Below are 18,212 nucleotides of genomic sequence, written 5' to 3' on the forward strand. Positions count from 1 at the left end.
CAGCTTAACGCTAAATTATGTCTTATCTCAAACCTAACCAAGAACGCTCAAAGAGTGCCATCATTTTAATCTTTATTGTAATGGGAATTGAAATCATATCTATCATTTCAGATTGGTTTCAGTACAAATTATTGCAAAATGCTGCTTTAGGAACAATTTCAGTTGATGAAGCCAACGCTAATGATTATCGACAACAAATGATAGCTATAATTTATTTGGTGATATATATAGGCTCGGCAATTACTTTCATACTTTGGTTTAGAAGGGCTTATTATAATCTTCATCAGTTAACAGATTATCTTTCACTGCCAGAAGGATGGGCTTCAGGTGCTTGGTTTGTACCAATTATTTGTTTGTACAGACCTTACCAAATTATGAAGGAGCTGTTTTTAAAATCTGCAGATGTTTTAGAAGAAAAGACAGGCTCATATACCTCACCAAATACTTCCAAATTAGGTGTTTGGTGGGCATTATGGATTATTTCAAATTTAATTGGGCAGTTTGTATTTAGATCCTCTTTACGTGCAGAATCCATTGATGAAATAATGACTTTTACCATAGCAAGCATAATTAATGGCATTATAGGAATTCCATTGGCATTAATTACCATAGCAATTATTAGAGATTACGCTAAAACGGAAGCCATCCTTTATGAAACAAATGTTAGTGGAGAATTAGCAATTGTTCCTCTAATTGCCGAAGAAAATATTGATCATAAAACATCAGAGAATCTGGACACCTAATATTGATTTTTAATATCCTGTGTTTGGTGGAACAACACCAAACACCTTAAGGCCTTCTTAATTATGCATAACAAAAAGCAAACCTTACTCATCATCGTAATTGTATTGGTTATCATCGGCTGGATAATGAAGGATACGTTTACTCAATCTAGTATTGAAGATTTAAAAGGCGGGTTTACAGAAATTGCATCTTATCGAAATGAGAATAATACAGGTCCTGTGCAACGTATTTATGCAGTTACTGTAAAAGATACAACTAGTGCGCAACTGGTAGATTATGGAAATTTAAAACCACACACCAAATATGGGAACACAAAAGTCTATTTCTTTTTAGAAGGAAGCAATGTTCCTTCTAACATATCTCCCGGCGATGTGAATTTCGATGCAATGTACAATTCATCATGTTTTGCGCTATATGAAAAAAGCGCAATGGGTAACTTCGGATTAGTTAAAAATCCTTTTAAATAGATAATTCGAAGGGATTAAACAAAAGCAGAAAAACCAGTTATCGCTCTGCCTACAATTAAGGTATTAATTTCTTTAGTTCCTTCATAAGAATAGATGGCTTCTGCATCTGCCACAAATCTGGCGACATCATATTCCAACAAAATTCCATTACCGCCCATTACTTCTCTTGCTCTGCTTACCACATCTCGAGTTCGCATAGAGCAAAAGACTTTGGCCAATGACGCATGTTCATCTGTTAATAATCCTTGATCTTGCAGTTGCGATAAGCGAAAACATAAAGTTTGCATGGCGGTCAAATTAGAAAGCATTTCTACCAAATGATTTTGTATCAATTGAAAAGATGCGATTGGTCTGCCAAATTGTTTGCGTGTTTGTGTGTATTTTAAGGCGGCTTCATAAGCACCTCTTGCGCAACCAACAGCTTGCCAAGCAACTCCTGCCCTAGTCATTTGTAAAACTTTGGCGGTATCTTTAAATGAATTGGCATTTTGCAAACGATCTTCTTCATCCACTTCACAATTGGTTAATGTTATTAATCCGTTTTGTACAATACGAAGTGCCATTTTATCAAGCATTTTTTCTACTGCAAAACCTGGATTATCCTTTTTTACAATGAAGCCTTTAACTTCATTGCTTTCTTCATCCCTTGCCCAAATAATCAATATATCGGCAAAAGTTGCATTACCAATCCATTTTTTCTGACCATTTATAATCCATTTATTGTTTACTCTTTTACAAGTGGTAGTCAGCCCTCCAGCAGCTGCTGAACCTACTTCAGGCTCAGTTAAACCAAACGCACCAATTGTTTTAAATTGTTGCATAGATGGAAGCCATTGTTGTTTTTGTGCTTCGGATCCTAATAAATAAATCGAACCCATGGCTAAACCACTTTGTACACCAAAAAAAGTAGAAATAGATGTATCAATTCGAGCCATTTCCATTGCTAAAATACCTTCCATTAAATTTGATTTTCCAGCGCAGCCGTAACCTTGATAAGTTAAACCGCAAATATTTAACTCTGCTAGCTTCGGAATAAGTTCAAAAGGAAATTCGGCTTTTAACCAATACTGATTTACAATTGGTTTTACTTCTTTTTCTAAGAAAGCTCGAATTTTTAATTGCAAGGCTCTATCTTCATCTTTTAAGGCTTCATCTCCTAAATGATAAAAGTCACCCTCAACTTCTGGCAAGGGTTTGCTTTTGCCTTTTGACGACATCATTTTCATTAAGCCTTGCCATTGCTGTTCATCAAGCTCGGTAGCTGCGTTTAGCATTTTTGGTAAATCTACTTTTTTAGAAAGCGCACTTAGTTTTTCGAAATCTACACTTTTAAATAGTTGATAGGCATTTTTTAAGGAAGAGAATATATTGGCCATACTTTTCTTTACAGCATAACAAAAATCAAGGCATTTTGTTCCTACCGCAAATTTTTATGACAACAATAAAAAGTAGTTTTATTTAAGATTGAAGAGATTTTCTACACCCAACAATTTTCTAGAAGTAAAACCTTCACCGTATTTAGCACCAATGTTTTTACCAAATTCTCTTGCTCTGCCAAATACTGATTCTAAAAATTCAGGAGAAGAAATATAGGTTTGTGGAGCATGTTTGTCTGGGCTATCAAATTGGGTTTTAAATGCTCTAATTGCTTTTTCTTTTTGATCCATAAACTCCGTAATATCAACAATAATATCTGGTTGAATGTATCTGTCTTGAATATACTGCAACACTAATCTGGGACGCCATGCTGCTTGAACAACTCCATCAAGTTTAGTTTCAATTTTAATTAATCCTGACAAAAAGATAGCGTCGTTTGTTAAATCTCCTGCTCTACCATGGTCTGGGTGACGATCGTGCAAAGCATTGGTTAAAATGATTTCTGGTTGATATTTACGAACCATTTTAACTATTTCAAGTTGGTGTTCTTCATCATTTTTGAAAAACCCATCTCTAAATTTTAGATTTTCACGGGCATGTAATCCTAATATTTTAGCAGAATCTGCTGCTTCTTCATCACGTATTTCTGCAGAACCTCGTGTACCTAATTCGCCACGCGTAAAATCAACAATTCCTACTTTTTTTCCTAAGGCAATATGTTTTAAAATGGTCCCAGAACAGCCCAATTCTGCATCATCTGGGTGTACAGCAAAAACAAGTATATCTAATTTCATTCTTATTATTTTTCATCCAGCAGGTGCTGAATTTTCTTTTTAACTTTTGAGGAATTTGGCTTTGTGAAAGAATAAAAGAAATCTACTACTTCGCCAGCCTTATTAATTAAATATTTGTGGAAATTCCATTTAGGCGATGAGTTTATATGCCCATTCAGTTTCTTTTCGCTTAAAAACTTAAATAATGGATGAGCCTGACTTCCTCTAACCATTATCTTTTCGAAAACTGGAAATTTAACTCCGTAATTCACTTCGCAAAACTCATTAATAGCAGCGCCATCTAAAGGTTCTTGTCTACCAAAATCATTTGAAGGGAAACCTAAAATTTCAAATCCCTGGTCAGCATATTTATCTCTAAGTTCTTGTAATTCTTTTAATTGAGGAGTAAAACTACAGCCAGAAGCGGTATTTACAACCATAATTACTTTTCCTTTATAATCAGACAAGGTTTTTTCTTTTCCACTTAATAGTTTTGCTTTAAATGGATAGATGGTTTGAGTTGAATTCATTTTTTTATTGTTGATAATAACCAGAATTGACAATGATAGATTCAATGTCTCTTTCTTGAACAGGATCGTAGGTGTTTTTTAAATTATGCCCGACTACCCTAGCTACTAATTGATAGGAAAACGCTGCAAACCCTCCTTTTGTTTGCTTAACAATGTCGTAAGTTGTACGACCAAGTTCGCGATCTATCAATTTGGTTAAAATCTGACCTTGAGTGATGGTCAATTCTTTAATTTCGGTATTAAACATGTTTTTAATTTCATTATCACAGTCTTTTACCAATTTCTTTTGATCCTTTTTTTCAGTAACTGTTGCTAAATCACTTTCTAACTTCTCATATCTTCTTTTAGCATATAGCGCATACGGCATTACCTTTAATACGTTATACCTCAATCTATTATAAGCTGCCCGCTCTTCTGGCGAATGCCAAATGCGTACTCCATTAATTACAACTTCATTTAGTCCAATCCATGGTATCATGTAACCGTTATCGTTAGTTGCAGCAACTCTAATAGTATCATTTTTTCCCAGTTTGGGCCAAATTGCAGGAGCAGTGCTTTCCTGAGCTTTTACCGCTGCGGAAGCAATGATGACACTGAACAGAATAAAGAGACGATAATATTTCATAAATTTATGCCTATTCAAAGTTAAAGCTAATTTTATATATTCGTTTTATCTATCATCGAATATAATCTTTTATAGCTTAAATTACTAGAATTTTACCAAGAAAAAACAAATGAAGAGCACTTTAGTGATTGATATTGAGGCGGAAAAGCAGGAAATCTTAAAAAGGTATCGAGCGCTGTTGCGTGCTTCTAAATCTACATTACAAAAAGGAGATAAGAAAGAAATTAGAAAAGCATTCGAAATGGCGCTAGAAAGCCATAAAGATATGCGTCGAAAATCGGGTGAGCCTTATATTTATCATCCCATAGCCGTTGCCCAAATTGCTGCAGAAGAAATTGGATTAGGAACTACATCCATTGTATGTGCTTTATTACATGATGTAGTTGAGGATACAGATATCACATTGGATGATATTGAGCGTGAATTTGGCAAGAAAACCGCTAAAATTATTGATGGCTTAACGAAAATATCTGGAGTTTTTGATTACAACAGTTCATTGCAGGCAGAGAATTTTAGAAAAATGCTCTTAACCTTAGCGGATGATGTTCGAGTGATCTTGATTAAACTTGCCGACCGCCTGCATAATATGCGCACCATGGATTTTATGCCGAGGCAAAAGCAACTCAAAATCGCTTCGGAAACTATTTATTTATATGCTCCCCTTGCTCACCGTTTAGGATTATATGCGATTAAATCTGAGTTGGAAGATTTATCGATGAAGTATCTTGAACCCGATACGTATAAATTTATAGCCACTCAGTTAAACGAAAAAAAGGCAGAACGAAATTTATTCATTAAAACATTTGTTGAACCGGTTAATGAAATTTTAGCTGAGCAGGGTTTAGTAGCCAATATCTATGGCCGCCCAAAATCTATCCATTCGATATGGAATAAAATGAAGAAGAAAAATATTCCTTTTGAAGAGGTGTATGATCTTTTTGCCATTCGAATTATTTTAGATAGTGCCCCTGAACACGAAAAAGCCGATTGTTGGAAAGCCTATTCTATTGTTACCGATTTATATCGACCAAATCCAGATCGTTTACGCGATTGGGTTTCATCTCCAAAAGGAAATGGATATGAATCGTTGCATACCACCGTTATGGGTCCGAAAGGACAATGGGTTGAGGTGCAAATTCGTACACAACGGATGAATGAAATTGCTGAAAAGGGTTTTGCTGCACATTGGAAATATAAAGAATCGAGCAACGATAATGGATTAGACCAGTGGATTCAAAAAGTGAGAGAAATGCTAAGTAATCCGGAAGCTAATGCACTTGATTTTTTAGATGATTTTAAAATGAATCTCTTTTCTGATGAGATTTTCATTTTTACGCCTAAAGGAGCTTTATTACAATTACCATTGGGTGCAACAGCTTTAGATTTTGCTTTTGAAATTCACACGGATGTAGGCGCAAGATGTATTGGCGCTAAGGTAAACCATAAATTAGTTCCACTTTCTCATAAATTGCAAAATGGCGATCAGGTAGAAATTATCACATCTAGTAAACAAGTTCCGAAAGAAGATTGGCTAAATATTGTAGTTACTGCAAAGGCTAAATCAAAAATCAAGTCATCCTTAAAAGAAGAAAAACGGAAAATTGCTGAGAATGGAAAAGAAACATTAGAACGCAAACTCAAATCGTTAAAAATCACTTACAATACCGATAATTTAAATAAACTTACTTATTTCTTCAAACTTCATTCTACGCAAGATCTTTTTATCGCGGTAGCTAACGGAAAAATTGAGTTAAAAGATTTGAAAGATTATCTTTCTAGTGAAAAAGAAATTGAGAACCGTGGTAACGATTATAAAAGTGATGGTAAACAGGTTGAAGCTTTATTAAACAAAGTTAAAGGACCTGAATCTGATATTTTATTAATTGGCGAAGATTTACAAAAGATAGATTATACACTTGCTGCTTGTTGCAACCCAATTCCTGGCGATGATGTTTTTGGATTTGTAACGGTAAATGAAGGCATTAAAATTCACCGTACCAATTGCCCTAACGCAGCACAGCTGATGGCAAATTATGGATATCGAGTAGTGAAAGCAAAGTGGAATGGTCAGCAAGAACTTACATTTTTAACTGGATTACATATTATTGGAATTGATGATGTAGGATTAATTAATAACATCACGAAAGTAATTTCTAATGATTTTAAGGTAAACATGCGCTCGATTACTGTGGATACGAATGATGGGATTTTTGACGGTTCTATTATGGTTTTTGTAAATGATAAAGAACATTTAGATAATTTAATTAAGAATTTGTTGGAAGTAAAAGGTGTAACTGGTGTTACTCGATTTGATGCGCAATAAAATGTATTAACAATCTTTACACTTTGTTAATTATTAATCAGCAAAATCATTTTAATCGGTGTAATCATTTACCTACCTTTGGAGAGGAGTTTAAAACTATGTCTGGACAGAATACCAATGAGTTGGTTAGAAAAATATTTGAAGCCTATCTCGAAAATAAAAACTTAAGAAAAACCCCTGAGCGTTTCGCCATTTTAGAAGAAATTTATTCTAGAAATGATCATTTCGATGTAGAAACACTTTATATCCACATGAAAAACCAAAAGTATCGTGTAAGCAGGGCTACGGTATACAATACCTTAGAATTACTGGTTTCATGCGATTTGGTAACCAAACATCAGTTTGGAAAAAACATGGCGCAGTTCGAAAAATCTTACGGATATCACCAACACGATCATGTTATTTGTATTGATTGTGGTAAAGTGGTTGAATTTTGTGATCCCCGTATTCACCAAATTCAAAGTATGGTTGGCGATTTATTAAAATTCGACATTAAACACCATTCTTTAAATATGTACGGCGTATGTTTCGATTGTAGTGCGGCCGCAACTATTAAAGCAACAACTGCTCAAAAAAATGCAAACTAATTATTCAATTCATAACATTTCTATTTTTTAATTTAAAATAATGACGCAAGTAGACGTACTACTAGGCCTGCAATGGGGCGATGAGGGTAAAGGAAAAATTGTTGACGTTTTAAGTCCGCAATACGATATGATAGCCCGTTTTCAAGGCGGTCCAAATGCTGGTCACACATTAGAGTTCGACGGTAAAAAATTTGTACTAAACACTATTCCTTCTGGAATTTTTAACGAAAACATCATGAACCTTATCGGTAATGGTGTGGTGATAGATCCTATTATTTTAAAAAGAGAGTTAGATAATCTTAAAAAAGCTGGTCATGATCCAGTGGCTAGTGGTAAATTAGTAATTGCTCGTAAAGCACATTTAATTTTGCCAACGCATCAATTATTAGATGCGGCAAATGAGCAAAAAATGGGCGCTGGTAAAATTGGATCAACCTTAAAAGGAATTGGTCCAACATACATGGATAAAACGGGTCGTAATGGTTTACGTGTTGGCGATACTACTTTACCAGATTTTAAGGCTCGTTACAACAAACTAGTAGAAAAACACAAAGAAATTCTTTCGCATTACCAATTTGAATACGATTTAGCAGAAAAAGAAGCTGCGTTTTTTGAAGCCATTGAGTTTATTAAAAATATTCCTCATGTTGATAGCGAACACTTTGTGAATGGCTATTTAAAAGCTGGCAAAAAAGTGTTAGCAGAAGGTGCTCAAGGAACTTTATTAGATGTTGATTTTGGTTCTTATCCTTTTGTAACTTCATCAAATACCACAACTGCTGGCGCTTGTACAGGTTTAGGTATTGCCCCAAATAAAGTAGGTGATGTTTTTGGAATTTTTAAAGCGTATTGTACACGTGTAGGCGGTGGTCCATTTCCTACCGAATTAGACAATGAAGTTGGTGAAAATTTACGTCAAATTGGTCATGAATTTGGTGCAACTACAGGTAGAGCTCGCCGTTGCGGATGGATTGACTTGCCAGCATTAAAATACGCCATTATGCTAAATGGTGTAACAGAGTTGATTATGATGAAAGCAGATGTATTAGATAGTTTTGATACTATTTATGCCTGTACACATTACGAACATAATGGTGAAATAATAGATTATATGCCGTATGATATCATCTCTATTCAACCAAAACCTGTTTTAAAAGCTATTGAAGGTTGGAAAACAGATTTAACTGGAATTACTTCTTTAGATCAAGTTCCTAGCCAACTGGCTGATTACATTGCATTTTTAGAGAAAGAATTAGAAGTGCCAATTAAATATCTTTCTGTTGGACCAGATAGAATGCAAACATTAACATTAAAATAATAACAGAATTATACGATAAAAAATCCCTTTGAATTTGATTCAAAGGGATTTTTTTTTGCATTATCAACCATAATAAACAGGTCATTTATAAATATTTAAGATTTTATCTATTATATTTATTTTTTGAAGTCAAACCTTAAATTAATGCGAATTCTCTCAAACCTGAATACTTATTATCGGTTGCTTTTATTGATAATCAGTACTACTGCATTATTTTTCCTACTTTATTTATTCCTTTACTTCTATACTAAAAAACAAGAAAGAGAAGTCTATAAATCTGCTTATAAAGAATACCACAACGAAGCCAATTCGATATTTGAATTAAACTCTAAACCCCATATTAGCGCAATTATAGATGTTACTTTTTGGGATGAATTAGTAGAGTTTACAGCAAAAAAAGACCAAAAATGGTATAAACAATATATTGAGAAAGAATTTCCAACTTATGATGTAGATTATATTGGTGTTTTTGGGTTAAACCATGAATTGTTGGCGAAAACCACTTCATCAGAACTGAAATCTATAGATTTTATTCCTAAGCAAATTATGCCAGCACTTCATAAATCGAGGCTGGTTAGATTTTATTTGAAATTGCCCGAAGGTGTTGTTGAAGTTTTTGGCGCTACCATACATCCATCAAATGATCCTAAAAAGAACAAAACAGAACCATCAGGTTATTTTTTTATGGCTCGACTCTTAAATCACAATTTTATTCAACATTTGGAGAAAATATCTAGCTCAACAATTAAAATAACGGATAAAAATTACTTGAGCCCAGCTGATGGAAATGCTATTGAAGTCGATCTAAATTTAAAAGATTGGAAAAATGAGGTAGTTGCCAATTTGAGTTTTGAACGTCCATTCAATTTAAACTTTTATAACACAAAAAAAATACTCTTCATTATAATTATTGCAACAGTTTTAAACTTCCTAATCTACTTTTACTATTACAGAAGATGGGTTTACAAGCCGATAAAACTCATTACCAACATCTTAGAAAAAGAGGATGAAAATTCTATGTCGAGCTTAAAAAAGGCACATGGAGAGTTTAAACATATCGGTAATCTTTTTGAAGAAAATACTAAGCAGAAAAAGCAATTAGAGATAGCTAAAGAAAAGGCAGAAGAAAGTGATATGCTAAAATCTTCATTCCTAGCAAATTTATCTCATGAAATTAGAACACCCATGAATGCCATTATGGGATTTAGTGAGCTACTCGGCGATTCTAATTTAAATCAAAAAGACAGAGATGATTACTTAAAAATCATTAGACATAGCGGAAAAAATTTGATTTCAATTATTGAAGATTTAATAGAAATGTCTAAAATTGATTCGAAGCAAATTACCCCAAATTATTCTTCTTTAGATCTAGATAAATGCATTTTAGAATTGCACCATGCGATTAAAGTAACCATTCCAGAAGAAAAGGAAATACAGTTTTCCATTCATGAAAACACTGAACCGCTAAAAAGAAAAATCCTTACAGATGAAATTAAACTCACCCAGATTTTAACAAACTTAATTACCAACGCTATTAAATTCACCAAAAAAGGATACGTTTCTGTTGGCTACAAGGTAAATGAAGAAGCTAAATCTTTAGAAATATGGGTTGAAGATTCGGGTTTAGGTATTGATGAAAACAACATAAAAATCATTTTCGATAGATTTAGACGTATTGAAGATGAGTTTTCGATAGAATTAACTGGGTTAGGCTTAGGGCTATCTATTACAAAAGCTTATGTAGAATTATTGGGTGGGCATATTGCTGTAAAATCATTACCAGGAATTGGTTCTACCTTTACAATTACATTACCGTTAAAATATGACGATACCACATTCGAGATAGATGCAATTGCAACTAACAAAAAACTAAGTGGCGGAGAAAACAAAACTATATTAATTGCGGAAGATGATAACATTAACTTTTTGTTGCTGGAAAGAATACTTCAATTAAAAAATTATAAAATTTTAAGGGCGGTAAATGGAAACGAAGCCGTTGAAATTTGTAAAAATAATACCGCTATTGATTTAGTTTTTATGGATATTAAAATGCCAGTAATGAATGGTTTTGAAGCATTTGAATTAATAAGACAGTTTAATCAAAACCTACCAATAATTGCAAATACTGCCTATTCTTCATTTGAAGATAAAGACAAAATTATTAATGCCGGATTTACAAATTACATTTCAAAGCCCTTAAATAAAAACGAAGTATTTTATTTATTAAGTTCAATTTTAGATTAAAGTAGTTTGTTAAATCTTACAGAGTTCTTTAATCAACGCAGAAGTTGATTAATCTAAAAGCCAAGTTAAATTTGCATATGCAATTAATGAATTTTTTTCTAAAATAAAATCTTTGGGCACTGAAATAGTTATCATTTTCGGATAGTCTATCTTAACATTTTCTGGATTTAGGACAACACCCTTTTTATAATAAATTTCTGATTCATTTCTATTTATTTCATCAAAAATATAGATGATGGTTCCTGTTTCTTCCTTACATACATATAAATCATAGATTTTTTTATGCTGAGCAACTAATTTTTCCGCAGGATAAAAATGTAGTATGTCGACACTTCTCTGCTCTCTAATAATCAAATGTTTATAATTAGTTGTTGAAATAGTTTTTTCAGTTATACCATTGCAACTTATAAATAGCAGAAATAATAGAAAAACTTTATTCATAAGCGCAAAACGCAATAAATATATATGCTGTCGGTAAGATATAAAAAATAAACATTTAATTACCTTTACCCCAACAAATGAACAACGCTGAAATTAATGTATTTAAACAAAAAGCCTTGCAATGGGCAGCTTCATTTGAAGTTTGTTGTTGTTTAGATTCCAATCAATATAGCGATCCTTATACGCAGTACGATTGTTTAATTGCTATTGGAAATGATCAAACTTTATCAGCACCTGCTGGAAATGCATTTCAACAACTTCACTCTTTTTATGAGGAACACAAAGATTGGATGTTCGGTTTATTAAGTTATGAACTTAAAAACGAAGTTGAAGATTTAAGCTCTCAGCATACAGATCAATTAAATTTCCCAGATTTATTTTTCTTCGTTCCCACTTACTTAATTGCTTTGCAGGGCGATGAAATTAAAGTAATTAAAGGGGCTAATTCGATTATTGAAACCATTCATCGTATTGACCTTGATAGGCCTATTGCAAAATCTAATTTAAAAATTGAAAATCGGTTTGATAAAGAAACCTACATCGCAACAGTAGAAAAATTAAAATCTCACATTAAACGAGGTGATATTTACGAAGTCAATTTTTGTCAGGAATTTTTTGCAAACCATGCGAAAATAAATCCGTTGGCAGTTTACAACAAATTAAATGCGCTATCTCCCACTCCTTTTGCTGGATTTTTTAAAATTTACGATCACTATATTTTATCGGCTACGCCAGAACGTTTTTTATGCAAACGTGGCAATCGTTTAATTTCTCAACCCATTAAAGGCACTGCAAAAAGAAGTAGTAATGCAGTTGAGGATGAACAAATTAAAATTGCTTTAAAATCGAACATTAAAGAGCAAGCAGAAAATGTTATGATCGTAGATTTAGTTCGGAACGATTTAACAAAAAGTGCAGTTCAAGGAAGTGTGAAAGTTGATGAATTATTTGGAATTTATACTTTCCCACAGGTTCATCAAATGATATCTACAATTAGTTGTGAGCTTAATCCTTCGATACATTTTATTGATGCCATTAAAAATACATTCCCAATGGGATCAATGACTGGCGCTCCAAAAATAAAAGCGATGCAGTTGATAGATGCCTATGAAAAAAGTAAAAGAGGGGCTTTTTCAGGTTCTTTTGGTTGTATCAGTCCAACGGGAGATTTTGATTTTAATGTCATCATCCGTAGCATTTTATACAATGCATCCGAACATTATTTATCATTTCAAGTTGGTGGTGCAATAACCTACGCAGCAAATGCCGAAGCGGAATACGAAGAATGTATGTTAAAAGCTTCGGCTATTCTAAAAGTACTTAGTTGAGTCAGGAAGTCAGAAAAGTCCGAAAGTCGGGAAGTTAAATAAGAATCAAAAAGTTGGAAGTTTTTTAATTCAAAATCTAATAAAAAAGCCTGAAAGTAGATTACTAGAAGTACTAGCTTTCTTCTCTCAGACTTTATATCTTTTCGGACTTTCGGACTTCTCCGACTTTCCAACTATTTTTATTTTCCTTTATAATATTTCATCGCTTCTGGTAAATCTCTTTGAATTTGTGCAATACGTGATTCATCCGTTGGGTGAGTACTTAAGAATGCTGGTGGTTTTGCACCTCCAGAACTAGCTTGAGACATTCTTTGCCAAAAACCTACTGCATTAGATGGATTGTATCCAGCCATAGCCATGAATGACAAGCCCATTTTATCAGCTTCTAATTCCTGATTTCTACCATATTTCAAAATGGTTAATTGTCCACCTATTCCATACAATTGATTAACCACTGCTTGTGTTGTTTCCGATTTATTTGATGTTGCTACACCAACTGCTGCACCACCCACTTGAGCCAATGCCATTTGAGAAGCACGTTCTGCAGAGTGTTGTGCAATAGCATGTGCAATTTCATGCCCCATTACAGTAGCTAAACCAGCTTCATCTTTTGTAATTGGTAAAATACCTGTATACACAGCAACTTTTCCTCCAGGCATACACCACGCATTAATTTCCTTGCTTTCGATTAAATTAAATTCCCATTTATAATTTTGAATCTGCGCTCCGTAACCGTTTTGGTTCATATATTGAGTTACTGCAGCTGCAATTTTTGCTCCAACTCTTTTTACCATTTGTGTCTGAGTAGAATTTGTTGAAACTACCTTTGTACTTGGATCGCTTAACAATTGCGCATATCCAATGGCCGCTTGTTGTTGCAATTGCGAGTCGTCTATTAAACTTAATCTGCTTCTGCCAGTTAATGGAACTGTAGAACAAGAAGATATTGCCAACACAGCAGTTGCAAAACCTATAATCATTAATTTTTTCATGGTAAATATTTAGTTTTTAGAACGTTTTAAGGTTACTATCTGTTAGTATTTATTTCTAACAATTATCTTGCCTGATAGTTTGAAAAAGTTTTTTAACTCTGTTTCTTCTTAAAAAGATAAACTTTAGATTCTTTGCCTTTGAGTAGTCTTTCCAAATTCTTTTGATGGGTAACTAATATGAGTAGGCAAACACATATTCCATATAAAACTTCCGACTTAACTGAGGATTGAAAAACAAATACAACACTTATGGGAAAGGTGAATCCTGCACATATAGAGCTTAGCGATACATACTTTGTAGTTAATAAAATTGTCACAAAAACAATAACGCACAACATAGCAGCTTCTGGTCTTACGGCCAAAACCATCCCAAATAGAGTAGCAACTCCTTTTCCTCCTCTAAAACCGGCAAAAACGGGAAATAAATGTCCCATTACCGCAATTACACCCAGCGCTAATTGATAGTTTACAAATTGAGTAGAATTTTGCGGTCCAGTAACAGACAACCCAATAAGATGAGCGAGATTTGTTGCCGTGTAGCCTTTAAAAATATCGATGAACATTACGGCAATACCAGCTTTTTTGCCCAAAACCCTAAAGGTATTTGTTGCACCAGCGTTTCCACTGCCGTATTCTCTTACGTCAACGCCATAAAAAGCCTGACCTAACCATACTGCTGTTGGTATAGAACCGAGTAAATAAGCAGCAATTAAAGCTGAAATGGAATAGATCGAAATCATGACCTACAATTATACTAAAAAAATCAGATTCAAGACGGTAGAATTTACGTGGTTAAACAGCTTTTAAACTTAAATCTAAACTTTTTACAGAATGAGTTAAGGCACCCATCGAGATATAATCTACACCGCATGCCGCGTATTGGGCAACATTCTCCTCTACAATACCTCCAGAAGCTTCGGTAGTAAATCTGCCATCAATTAAATTAACAGCTTCTTTTAACAAGGGTAATTCAAAATTATCCAGCATAATGCGACCAACATTTCCTTGAGCCAAAACCTGATTTAATTCATCTAAGTTTCTAACCTCAATTTCTATAGCTAAGTTTTTACCCGTTTGTTTTAGATAATTGTTTGCTGCGATAATCGCGTTTGCAATTCCGCCAGCATAATCTACATGATTATCTTTTATTAAAATCATATCATATAAACCAATGCGATGATTTACACCTCCACCAATTTTTACCGCCCATTTTTCTAAATAGCGTAAACCTGGTGTCGTTTTGCGTGTATCTAATACTTGTGTTTTGTATGGTTTTAATAAATGTACAATGCGATTGGTTTTTGTCGCAATACCACTCATACGTTGCATACAGTTCAGCACTAATCTTTCTGCCAATAAAATTGCATGTGTACTTCCTTCAACTGTAAAAGCAATATCGCCGTACTTAACCGCAGCGCCATCTTGTATCAAAACGTTAACTTTTAAAGAAGAATCTATCTGATTAAAAATTTCGAGTGCCAGTTCTACTCCGGCTAAAATTCCATCTTCTTTTACAATTAACTTTGCTTTGCCCTGTACATTTGCAGGAATGGTAGAAAGTGAGGTATGATCGCCATCGCCAACATCTTCGGCAATCGCATTTTTGATAAATAGATCAACTAATTTTTTATCCAAAACAGTAAATTTTAAATCAAAATTAGCAATTAACTGCTTAAAATACTATTCCTTATCAGGTTCTATCCTTAATTCGGTGATTAAGAAAGCATTAGCTACGTTTTTCTTTAAGGTAATTGTTACCCTAAACTTGCCAGTTTTGGTACCTAAAGAAAATATCCCTAAACGATAATTTGGGTTAGTGCTTAAACGATGAACTATCGCAATTTTATTAGGTGAATTTTTTACAAAAAAATCTCTCAAAATCTGTTCGGCCTGTGCTTTACTGTATACATCTTCCTGATCAATAATAATTAATTCTACAGATCCGGCGAAGTTTTTAGCAATTTCTTTAGAGTTGCCTACCTTAAAGTGTACAGATAAATCATCAATAATATCTGCCTGAGCAGTATTATTTGAAGGAAAATGCAAGAGCAAAAGCATCAACGCTAGTAACGGTTTCATCATGTGTGTTATAAAACTAACAATCTTTAGCCAAAAGCATGCCATTTATTATATCATAATGTTTAAAAACTTTCCATTAAAGCCCTAATAGGTTTATATTTGTGTGATAAATTACATTCGTTAAAACCTAATTTATTTTGGTTGAAACTAATGTATCTAATACAAAAATTTAAAAATGAAAGCTAAAAAACTCGTACTATTAATTCTTGATGGCTGGGGCTACGGAAAGAAAGATAAATCTGATGCTGCTTATATTGCCAACACTCCCTTTTTCGATTCTATTTTAAAAAAATATCCTAATTCTAAACTCGAAGCATCAGGCGAAGCCGTTGGTTTACCTGCTGGGCAAATGGGCAACTCTGAAGTTGGACACATGAATTTAGGTGCAGGCAGAGTGGTTTATCAAGAATTGGGTAGAATTAACAAAGCAATTACTGATAGAACTTTGCACAGCAATGAGATTTTGGTAAATGCCTTTAACTATGCAAAAGAAAACAATAAAGCAGTTCATTTTATAGGTTTAGTATCTAATGGAGGTGTGCATGCCCACATTAATCATTTAAAAGCATTGTGTGATGCTGCTAATGAAAAAGGATTAAAAGATGTTTTTATTCACGCTTTTTTAGATGGTAGAGATACGGACCCGAACTCTGGCTTAGGTTTTATTACCGATTTAAACAACCATTTAAAAACCGCTACAGGTAAAATTGCCAGCTTAATTGGTCGTTATTATGCAATGGACAGGGATAACCGTTGGGAGCGAGTGAAATTGGCCTATGATGTAATGGTAAATGGAATTGGCGAAAAAGCTAGCAATGCTGAAGAAGCTATCCAAAAATCATATAATGAAGGTATTACGGATGAGTTTACCAAACCAATTGTGATTACCAATGCAGACGGAACTCCAACCGCTACCATTAAAGCAGACGATGTGGTGATTTGTTTTAACTACAGAACAGATAGAGGTCGGGAAATTACTTCGGTGTTAAGTCAAAAAGATTATCCAGATTTTGGCATGAAGAAATTGCCGTTGTACTATGTAACTATGACCACGTACGACGAAAGTTTTGAAAATGTAAAGGTTGTATTTACTAAAGACGATCTTTCTAATACCTTGGGCGAAGTTTTAGAAGCAAACCATAAAAATCAAATCCGCATTGCGGAAACGGAAAAATATCCTCACGTTACATTTTTCTTTTCTGGCGGAAGAGAAAAGGAATTTACAAATGAAAAACGAATTTTAGTTCCTTCGCCAAAAGTGGCTACTTACGATTTGCAACCAGAAATGAGTGCGGCTGGAATTACCGAAGCCATAAATAAAGAATTAGAAAGTGGTTGGCCAGATTTTGTATGCTTAAACTTTGCTAACCCTGATATGGTTGGACATACAGGCGTTTTTAATGCAGTGGTAAAAGCGGTAGAAACTGCTGATGCTTGTGCAGAACAAGTAGTTACAACTGGTGTTGCCAATGGCTATTCGTTTATTATTTTGGCAGATCATGGTAATTCTGAGTTTATGATTAACAACGATGGTTCTGTAAATACGGCGCACACAACGAATTTGGTTCCGTGTATTTTAATTGACGAGGATTACAAAACCATTGCCGATGGAAAACTGGGTGACATTGCCCCTACCGTTTTAAAAATTATGGGTATTGATATTCCAGAAATCATGACAGGAAATTGTTTAGTATAATGAAGAAACTCTTTTTTGTTGGTTTCGTCCTTTTTTGCAGTGCTTGTACTTTAAAAGAACAAGATAAAATAGCAACTAAATCTTATTTTGATTTAGAAAGCTATTTTAAACAAGAAGCAACACGTTTAACAAAAGCAAATCAGCCTATTGATAAAGCTGTTTTGGTAAATGGCAAAGCCGAAGAAAAAAATCTGCTCATTAAAGACTGGGAAAAAGAATTTAGTTCATTTATAGATGCAGATATTAATAAAGCATCGTGGAGAGGTTCTTTTAAATTGGCAAAAACAGATAGCTTAACTACTTATACTTCAAACAGCGAAAAAATTCCTGTTAAAAAGCTAGAAATAACTTATAAAGACAACAAAGTGATGGCTATTAAGGTATTCGTAACTAACACGAATAATTTATATACATCGCAAGATAGTTTAAGCTATTACCCCGATAGTTTATATCAAATTAAAAAGACACAGCACATTAAGCTGATGGACGAAAAGAAATATCAGATTACTGGAAAGTTTAAGTAGAGGAAAGCCACTTTAAGAGTGGCTTTTTTATTACTGTTCGTCTTTGCGAGGCACGAAGCAATCTCCATCATGCTCTTCATTCCCAACTCGATCCGATAGCTATCGGATGGGAACCGTAATGCAATAATAGTTTTTTACGCATTACGATTAGCTACGCTGAGCAC

At 33.9% G+C, this 18,212-nt stretch carries 18 protein-coding genes; 9 read left to right on the top strand and 9 right to left on the bottom strand.

The features are described from left to right. The first annotated feature begins 17 nt into the window (after window positions 1–17). Window positions 18–743 (top strand): DUF4328 domain-containing protein, encoded by a 726-nt coding sequence (locus GM921_RS08425; protein WP_182922153.1) that lies wholly within the window; start codon window positions 18–20, stop codon window positions 741–743. Window positions 744–806: 63 nt separating this feature from the next. Next, window positions 807–1,211: a hypothetical protein gene (locus GM921_RS08430; RefSeq protein ID WP_182922154.1), complete on the top strand. Its 405-nt coding sequence runs from the start codon at window positions 807–809 to the stop codon at window positions 1,209–1,211. 14 nt (window positions 1,212–1,225) lie between these two features. Here GM921_RS08430 and GM921_RS08435 read toward each other — a convergent pair whose 3' ends face one another. The 4 genes from GM921_RS08435 to GM921_RS08450 all read right to left on the bottom strand — a co-directional run bounded on the left by GM921_RS08435 (window position 1,226) and on the right by GM921_RS08450 (window position 4,516). Then, window positions 1,226–2,587: an acyl-CoA dehydrogenase family protein gene (locus GM921_RS08435; RefSeq protein WP_182922155.1), complete on the bottom strand. Its 1,362-nt coding sequence runs from the start codon at window positions 2,585–2,587 to the stop codon at window positions 1,226–1,228. A 78-nt stretch (window positions 2,588–2,665) separates the two neighbouring features. After that, on the bottom strand, window positions 2,666–3,382 hold the full coding sequence (bshB1, locus tag GM921_RS08440) for a bacillithiol biosynthesis deacetylase BshB1 (RefSeq protein WP_182922156.1): 717 nt from the start codon (window positions 3,380–3,382) through the stop codon (window positions 2,666–2,668). A 5-nt stretch (window positions 3,383–3,387) separates the two neighbouring features. Further along, window positions 3,388–3,891 (bottom strand): glutathione peroxidase, encoded by a 504-nt coding sequence (locus tag GM921_RS08445; RefSeq protein WP_182922157.1) that lies wholly within the window; start codon window positions 3,889–3,891, stop codon window positions 3,388–3,390. 4 nt (window positions 3,892–3,895) lie between these two features. After that, window positions 3,896–4,516, bottom strand: a complete 621-nt coding sequence (locus GM921_RS08450) for a DUF4294 domain-containing protein (protein ID WP_182922158.1) — start codon at window positions 4,514–4,516, stop codon at window positions 3,896–3,898. A gap of 109 nt (window positions 4,517–4,625) precedes the next feature. Here GM921_RS08450 and GM921_RS08455 point away from each other — a divergent pair, with 109 nt between their 5' ends. From GM921_RS08455 to GM921_RS08470, 4 genes are all read left to right on the top strand, one after another. After that, window positions 4,626–6,839, top strand: a complete 2,214-nt coding sequence (locus GM921_RS08455) for a RelA/SpoT family protein (RefSeq protein WP_182922159.1) — start codon at window positions 4,626–4,628, stop codon at window positions 6,837–6,839. 98 nt (window positions 6,840–6,937) lie between these two features. After that, window positions 6,938–7,426 (top strand): Fur family transcriptional regulator, encoded by a 489-nt coding sequence (locus tag GM921_RS08460; protein WP_182922160.1) that lies wholly within the window; start codon window positions 6,938–6,940, stop codon window positions 7,424–7,426. 40 nt (window positions 7,427–7,466) lie between these two features. Next, window positions 7,467–8,744 (top strand): adenylosuccinate synthase, encoded by a 1,278-nt coding sequence (locus GM921_RS08465; RefSeq protein ID WP_182922161.1) that lies wholly within the window; start codon window positions 7,467–7,469, stop codon window positions 8,742–8,744. A 144-nt stretch (window positions 8,745–8,888) separates the two neighbouring features. After that, window positions 8,889–10,988: an ATP-binding protein gene (locus tag GM921_RS08470; RefSeq protein ID WP_182922162.1), complete on the top strand. Its 2,100-nt coding sequence runs from the start codon at window positions 8,889–8,891 to the stop codon at window positions 10,986–10,988. Between the two features lie 48 nt (window positions 10,989–11,036). Here GM921_RS08470 and GM921_RS08475 read toward each other — a convergent pair whose 3' ends face one another. After that, window positions 11,037–11,429 carry a hypothetical protein gene (locus GM921_RS08475; RefSeq protein ID WP_182922163.1) on the bottom strand — a complete coding sequence of 131 codons (393 nt, stop codon included), beginning with the start codon at window positions 11,427–11,429 and terminating at the stop codon, window positions 11,037–11,039. A gap of 77 nt (window positions 11,430–11,506) precedes the next feature. Here GM921_RS08475 and GM921_RS08480 point away from each other — a divergent pair, with 77 nt between their 5' ends. Then, the gene (locus tag GM921_RS08480) at window positions 11,507–12,757 is read left to right on the top strand and encodes an anthranilate synthase component I family protein (protein WP_182922164.1); all 1,251 of its coding nucleotides are present in this window, start codon (window positions 11,507–11,509) and stop codon (window positions 12,755–12,757) included. A gap of 179 nt (window positions 12,758–12,936) precedes the next feature. Here GM921_RS08480 and GM921_RS08485 read toward each other — a convergent pair whose 3' ends face one another. The 4 genes from GM921_RS08485 to GM921_RS08500 all read right to left on the bottom strand — a co-directional run bounded on the left by GM921_RS08485 (window position 12,937) and on the right by GM921_RS08500 (window position 15,828). Beyond that, entirely contained in the window at window positions 12,937–13,749 is an 813-nt protein-coding gene (locus tag GM921_RS08485; protein ID WP_182922165.1) for a M48 family metallopeptidase, read from the bottom strand. 92 nt (window positions 13,750–13,841) lie between these two features. Then, the gene (plsY, locus tag GM921_RS08490; RefSeq protein WP_182922166.1) at window positions 13,842–14,489 is read right to left on the bottom strand and encodes a glycerol-3-phosphate 1-O-acyltransferase PlsY; all 648 of its coding nucleotides are present in this window, start codon (window positions 14,487–14,489) and stop codon (window positions 13,842–13,844) included. 52 nt (window positions 14,490–14,541) lie between these two features. Continuing rightward, window positions 14,542–15,384 (bottom strand): carboxylating nicotinate-nucleotide diphosphorylase, encoded by an 843-nt coding sequence (gene nadC / locus GM921_RS08495; RefSeq protein ID WP_182922167.1) that lies wholly within the window; start codon window positions 15,382–15,384, stop codon window positions 14,542–14,544. 45 nt (window positions 15,385–15,429) lie between these two features. After that, window positions 15,430–15,828 carry a DUF4783 domain-containing protein gene (locus GM921_RS08500; protein ID WP_182922168.1) on the bottom strand — a complete coding sequence of 133 codons (399 nt, stop codon included), beginning with the start codon at window positions 15,826–15,828 and terminating at the stop codon, window positions 15,430–15,432. 175 nt (window positions 15,829–16,003) lie between these two features. On the opposite strand from GM921_RS08500, the gene gpmI reads away from it, so the two are divergent. Beyond that, a complete protein-coding gene (gene gpmI / locus GM921_RS08505; protein ID WP_182922169.1) occupies window positions 16,004–17,524 on the top strand; it encodes a 2,3-bisphosphoglycerate-independent phosphoglycerate mutase in 1,521 nt (506 codons plus the stop codon). Then, window positions 17,524–18,048, top strand: coding sequence for a hypothetical protein (locus tag GM921_RS08510; protein ID WP_182922170.1), 525 nt, complete (start codon window positions 17,524–17,526; stop codon window positions 18,046–18,048). Before gpmI ends, GM921_RS08510 begins: the two co-directional genes overlap by 1 nt. Window positions 18,049–18,212 lie beyond the last annotated feature (164 nt).

Source organism: Pedobacter planticolens (genome assembly GCF_014172375.1).
Taxonomy (GTDB): domain Bacteria; phylum Bacteroidota; class Bacteroidia; order Sphingobacteriales; family Sphingobacteriaceae; genus Pedobacter; species Pedobacter planticolens.

Excerpts from the sequence above, each read along its gene's own strand:
- GM921_RS08425 (WP_182922153.1), top strand. The coding sequence starts at position 18 with ATGTCTTATCTCAAACCTAACCAAGAACGCTCAAAGAGTGCCATCATT.
- GM921_RS08430 (WP_182922154.1), top strand. The coding sequence starts at position 807 with ATGCATAACAAAAAGCAAACCTTACTCATCATCGTAATTGTATTGGTT.
- GM921_RS08435 (WP_182922155.1), bottom strand. The coding sequence starts at position 2,587 with ATGGCCAATATATTCTCTTCCTTAAAAAATGCCTATCAACTATTTAAA.
- bshB1 (WP_182922156.1), bottom strand. The coding sequence starts at position 3,382 with ATGAAATTAGATATACTTGTTTTTGCTGTACACCCAGATGATGCAGAA.
- GM921_RS08445 (WP_182922157.1), bottom strand. The coding sequence starts at position 3,891 with ATGAATTCAACTCAAACCATCTATCCATTTAAAGCAAAACTATTAAGT.
- GM921_RS08450 (WP_182922158.1), bottom strand. The coding sequence starts at position 4,516 with ATGAAATATTATCGTCTCTTTATTCTGTTCAGTGTCATCATTGCTTCC.
- GM921_RS08455 (WP_182922159.1), top strand. The coding sequence starts at position 4,626 with ATGAAGAGCACTTTAGTGATTGATATTGAGGCGGAAAAGCAGGAAATC.
- GM921_RS08460 (WP_182922160.1), top strand. The coding sequence starts at position 6,938 with ATGTCTGGACAGAATACCAATGAGTTGGTTAGAAAAATATTTGAAGCC.
- GM921_RS08465 (WP_182922161.1), top strand. The coding sequence starts at position 7,467 with ATGACGCAAGTAGACGTACTACTAGGCCTGCAATGGGGCGATGAGGGT.
- GM921_RS08470 (WP_182922162.1), top strand. The coding sequence starts at position 8,889 with ATGCGAATTCTCTCAAACCTGAATACTTATTATCGGTTGCTTTTATTG.
- GM921_RS08475 (WP_182922163.1), bottom strand. The coding sequence starts at position 11,429 with ATGAATAAAGTTTTTCTATTATTTCTGCTATTTATAAGTTGCAATGGT.
- GM921_RS08480 (WP_182922164.1), top strand. The coding sequence starts at position 11,507 with ATGAACAACGCTGAAATTAATGTATTTAAACAAAAAGCCTTGCAATGG.
- GM921_RS08485 (WP_182922165.1), bottom strand. The coding sequence starts at position 13,749 with ATGAAAAAATTAATGATTATAGGTTTTGCAACTGCTGTGTTGGCAATA.
- plsY (WP_182922166.1), bottom strand. The coding sequence starts at position 14,489 with ATGATTTCGATCTATTCCATTTCAGCTTTAATTGCTGCTTATTTACTC.
- GM921_RS08500 (WP_182922168.1), bottom strand. The coding sequence starts at position 15,828 with ATGAAACCGTTACTAGCGTTGATGCTTTTGCTCTTGCATTTTCCTTCA.
- gpmI (WP_182922169.1), top strand. The coding sequence starts at position 16,004 with ATGAAAGCTAAAAAACTCGTACTATTAATTCTTGATGGCTGGGGCTAC.
- GM921_RS08510 (WP_182922170.1), top strand. The coding sequence starts at position 17,524 with ATGAAGAAACTCTTTTTTGTTGGTTTCGTCCTTTTTTGCAGTGCTTGT.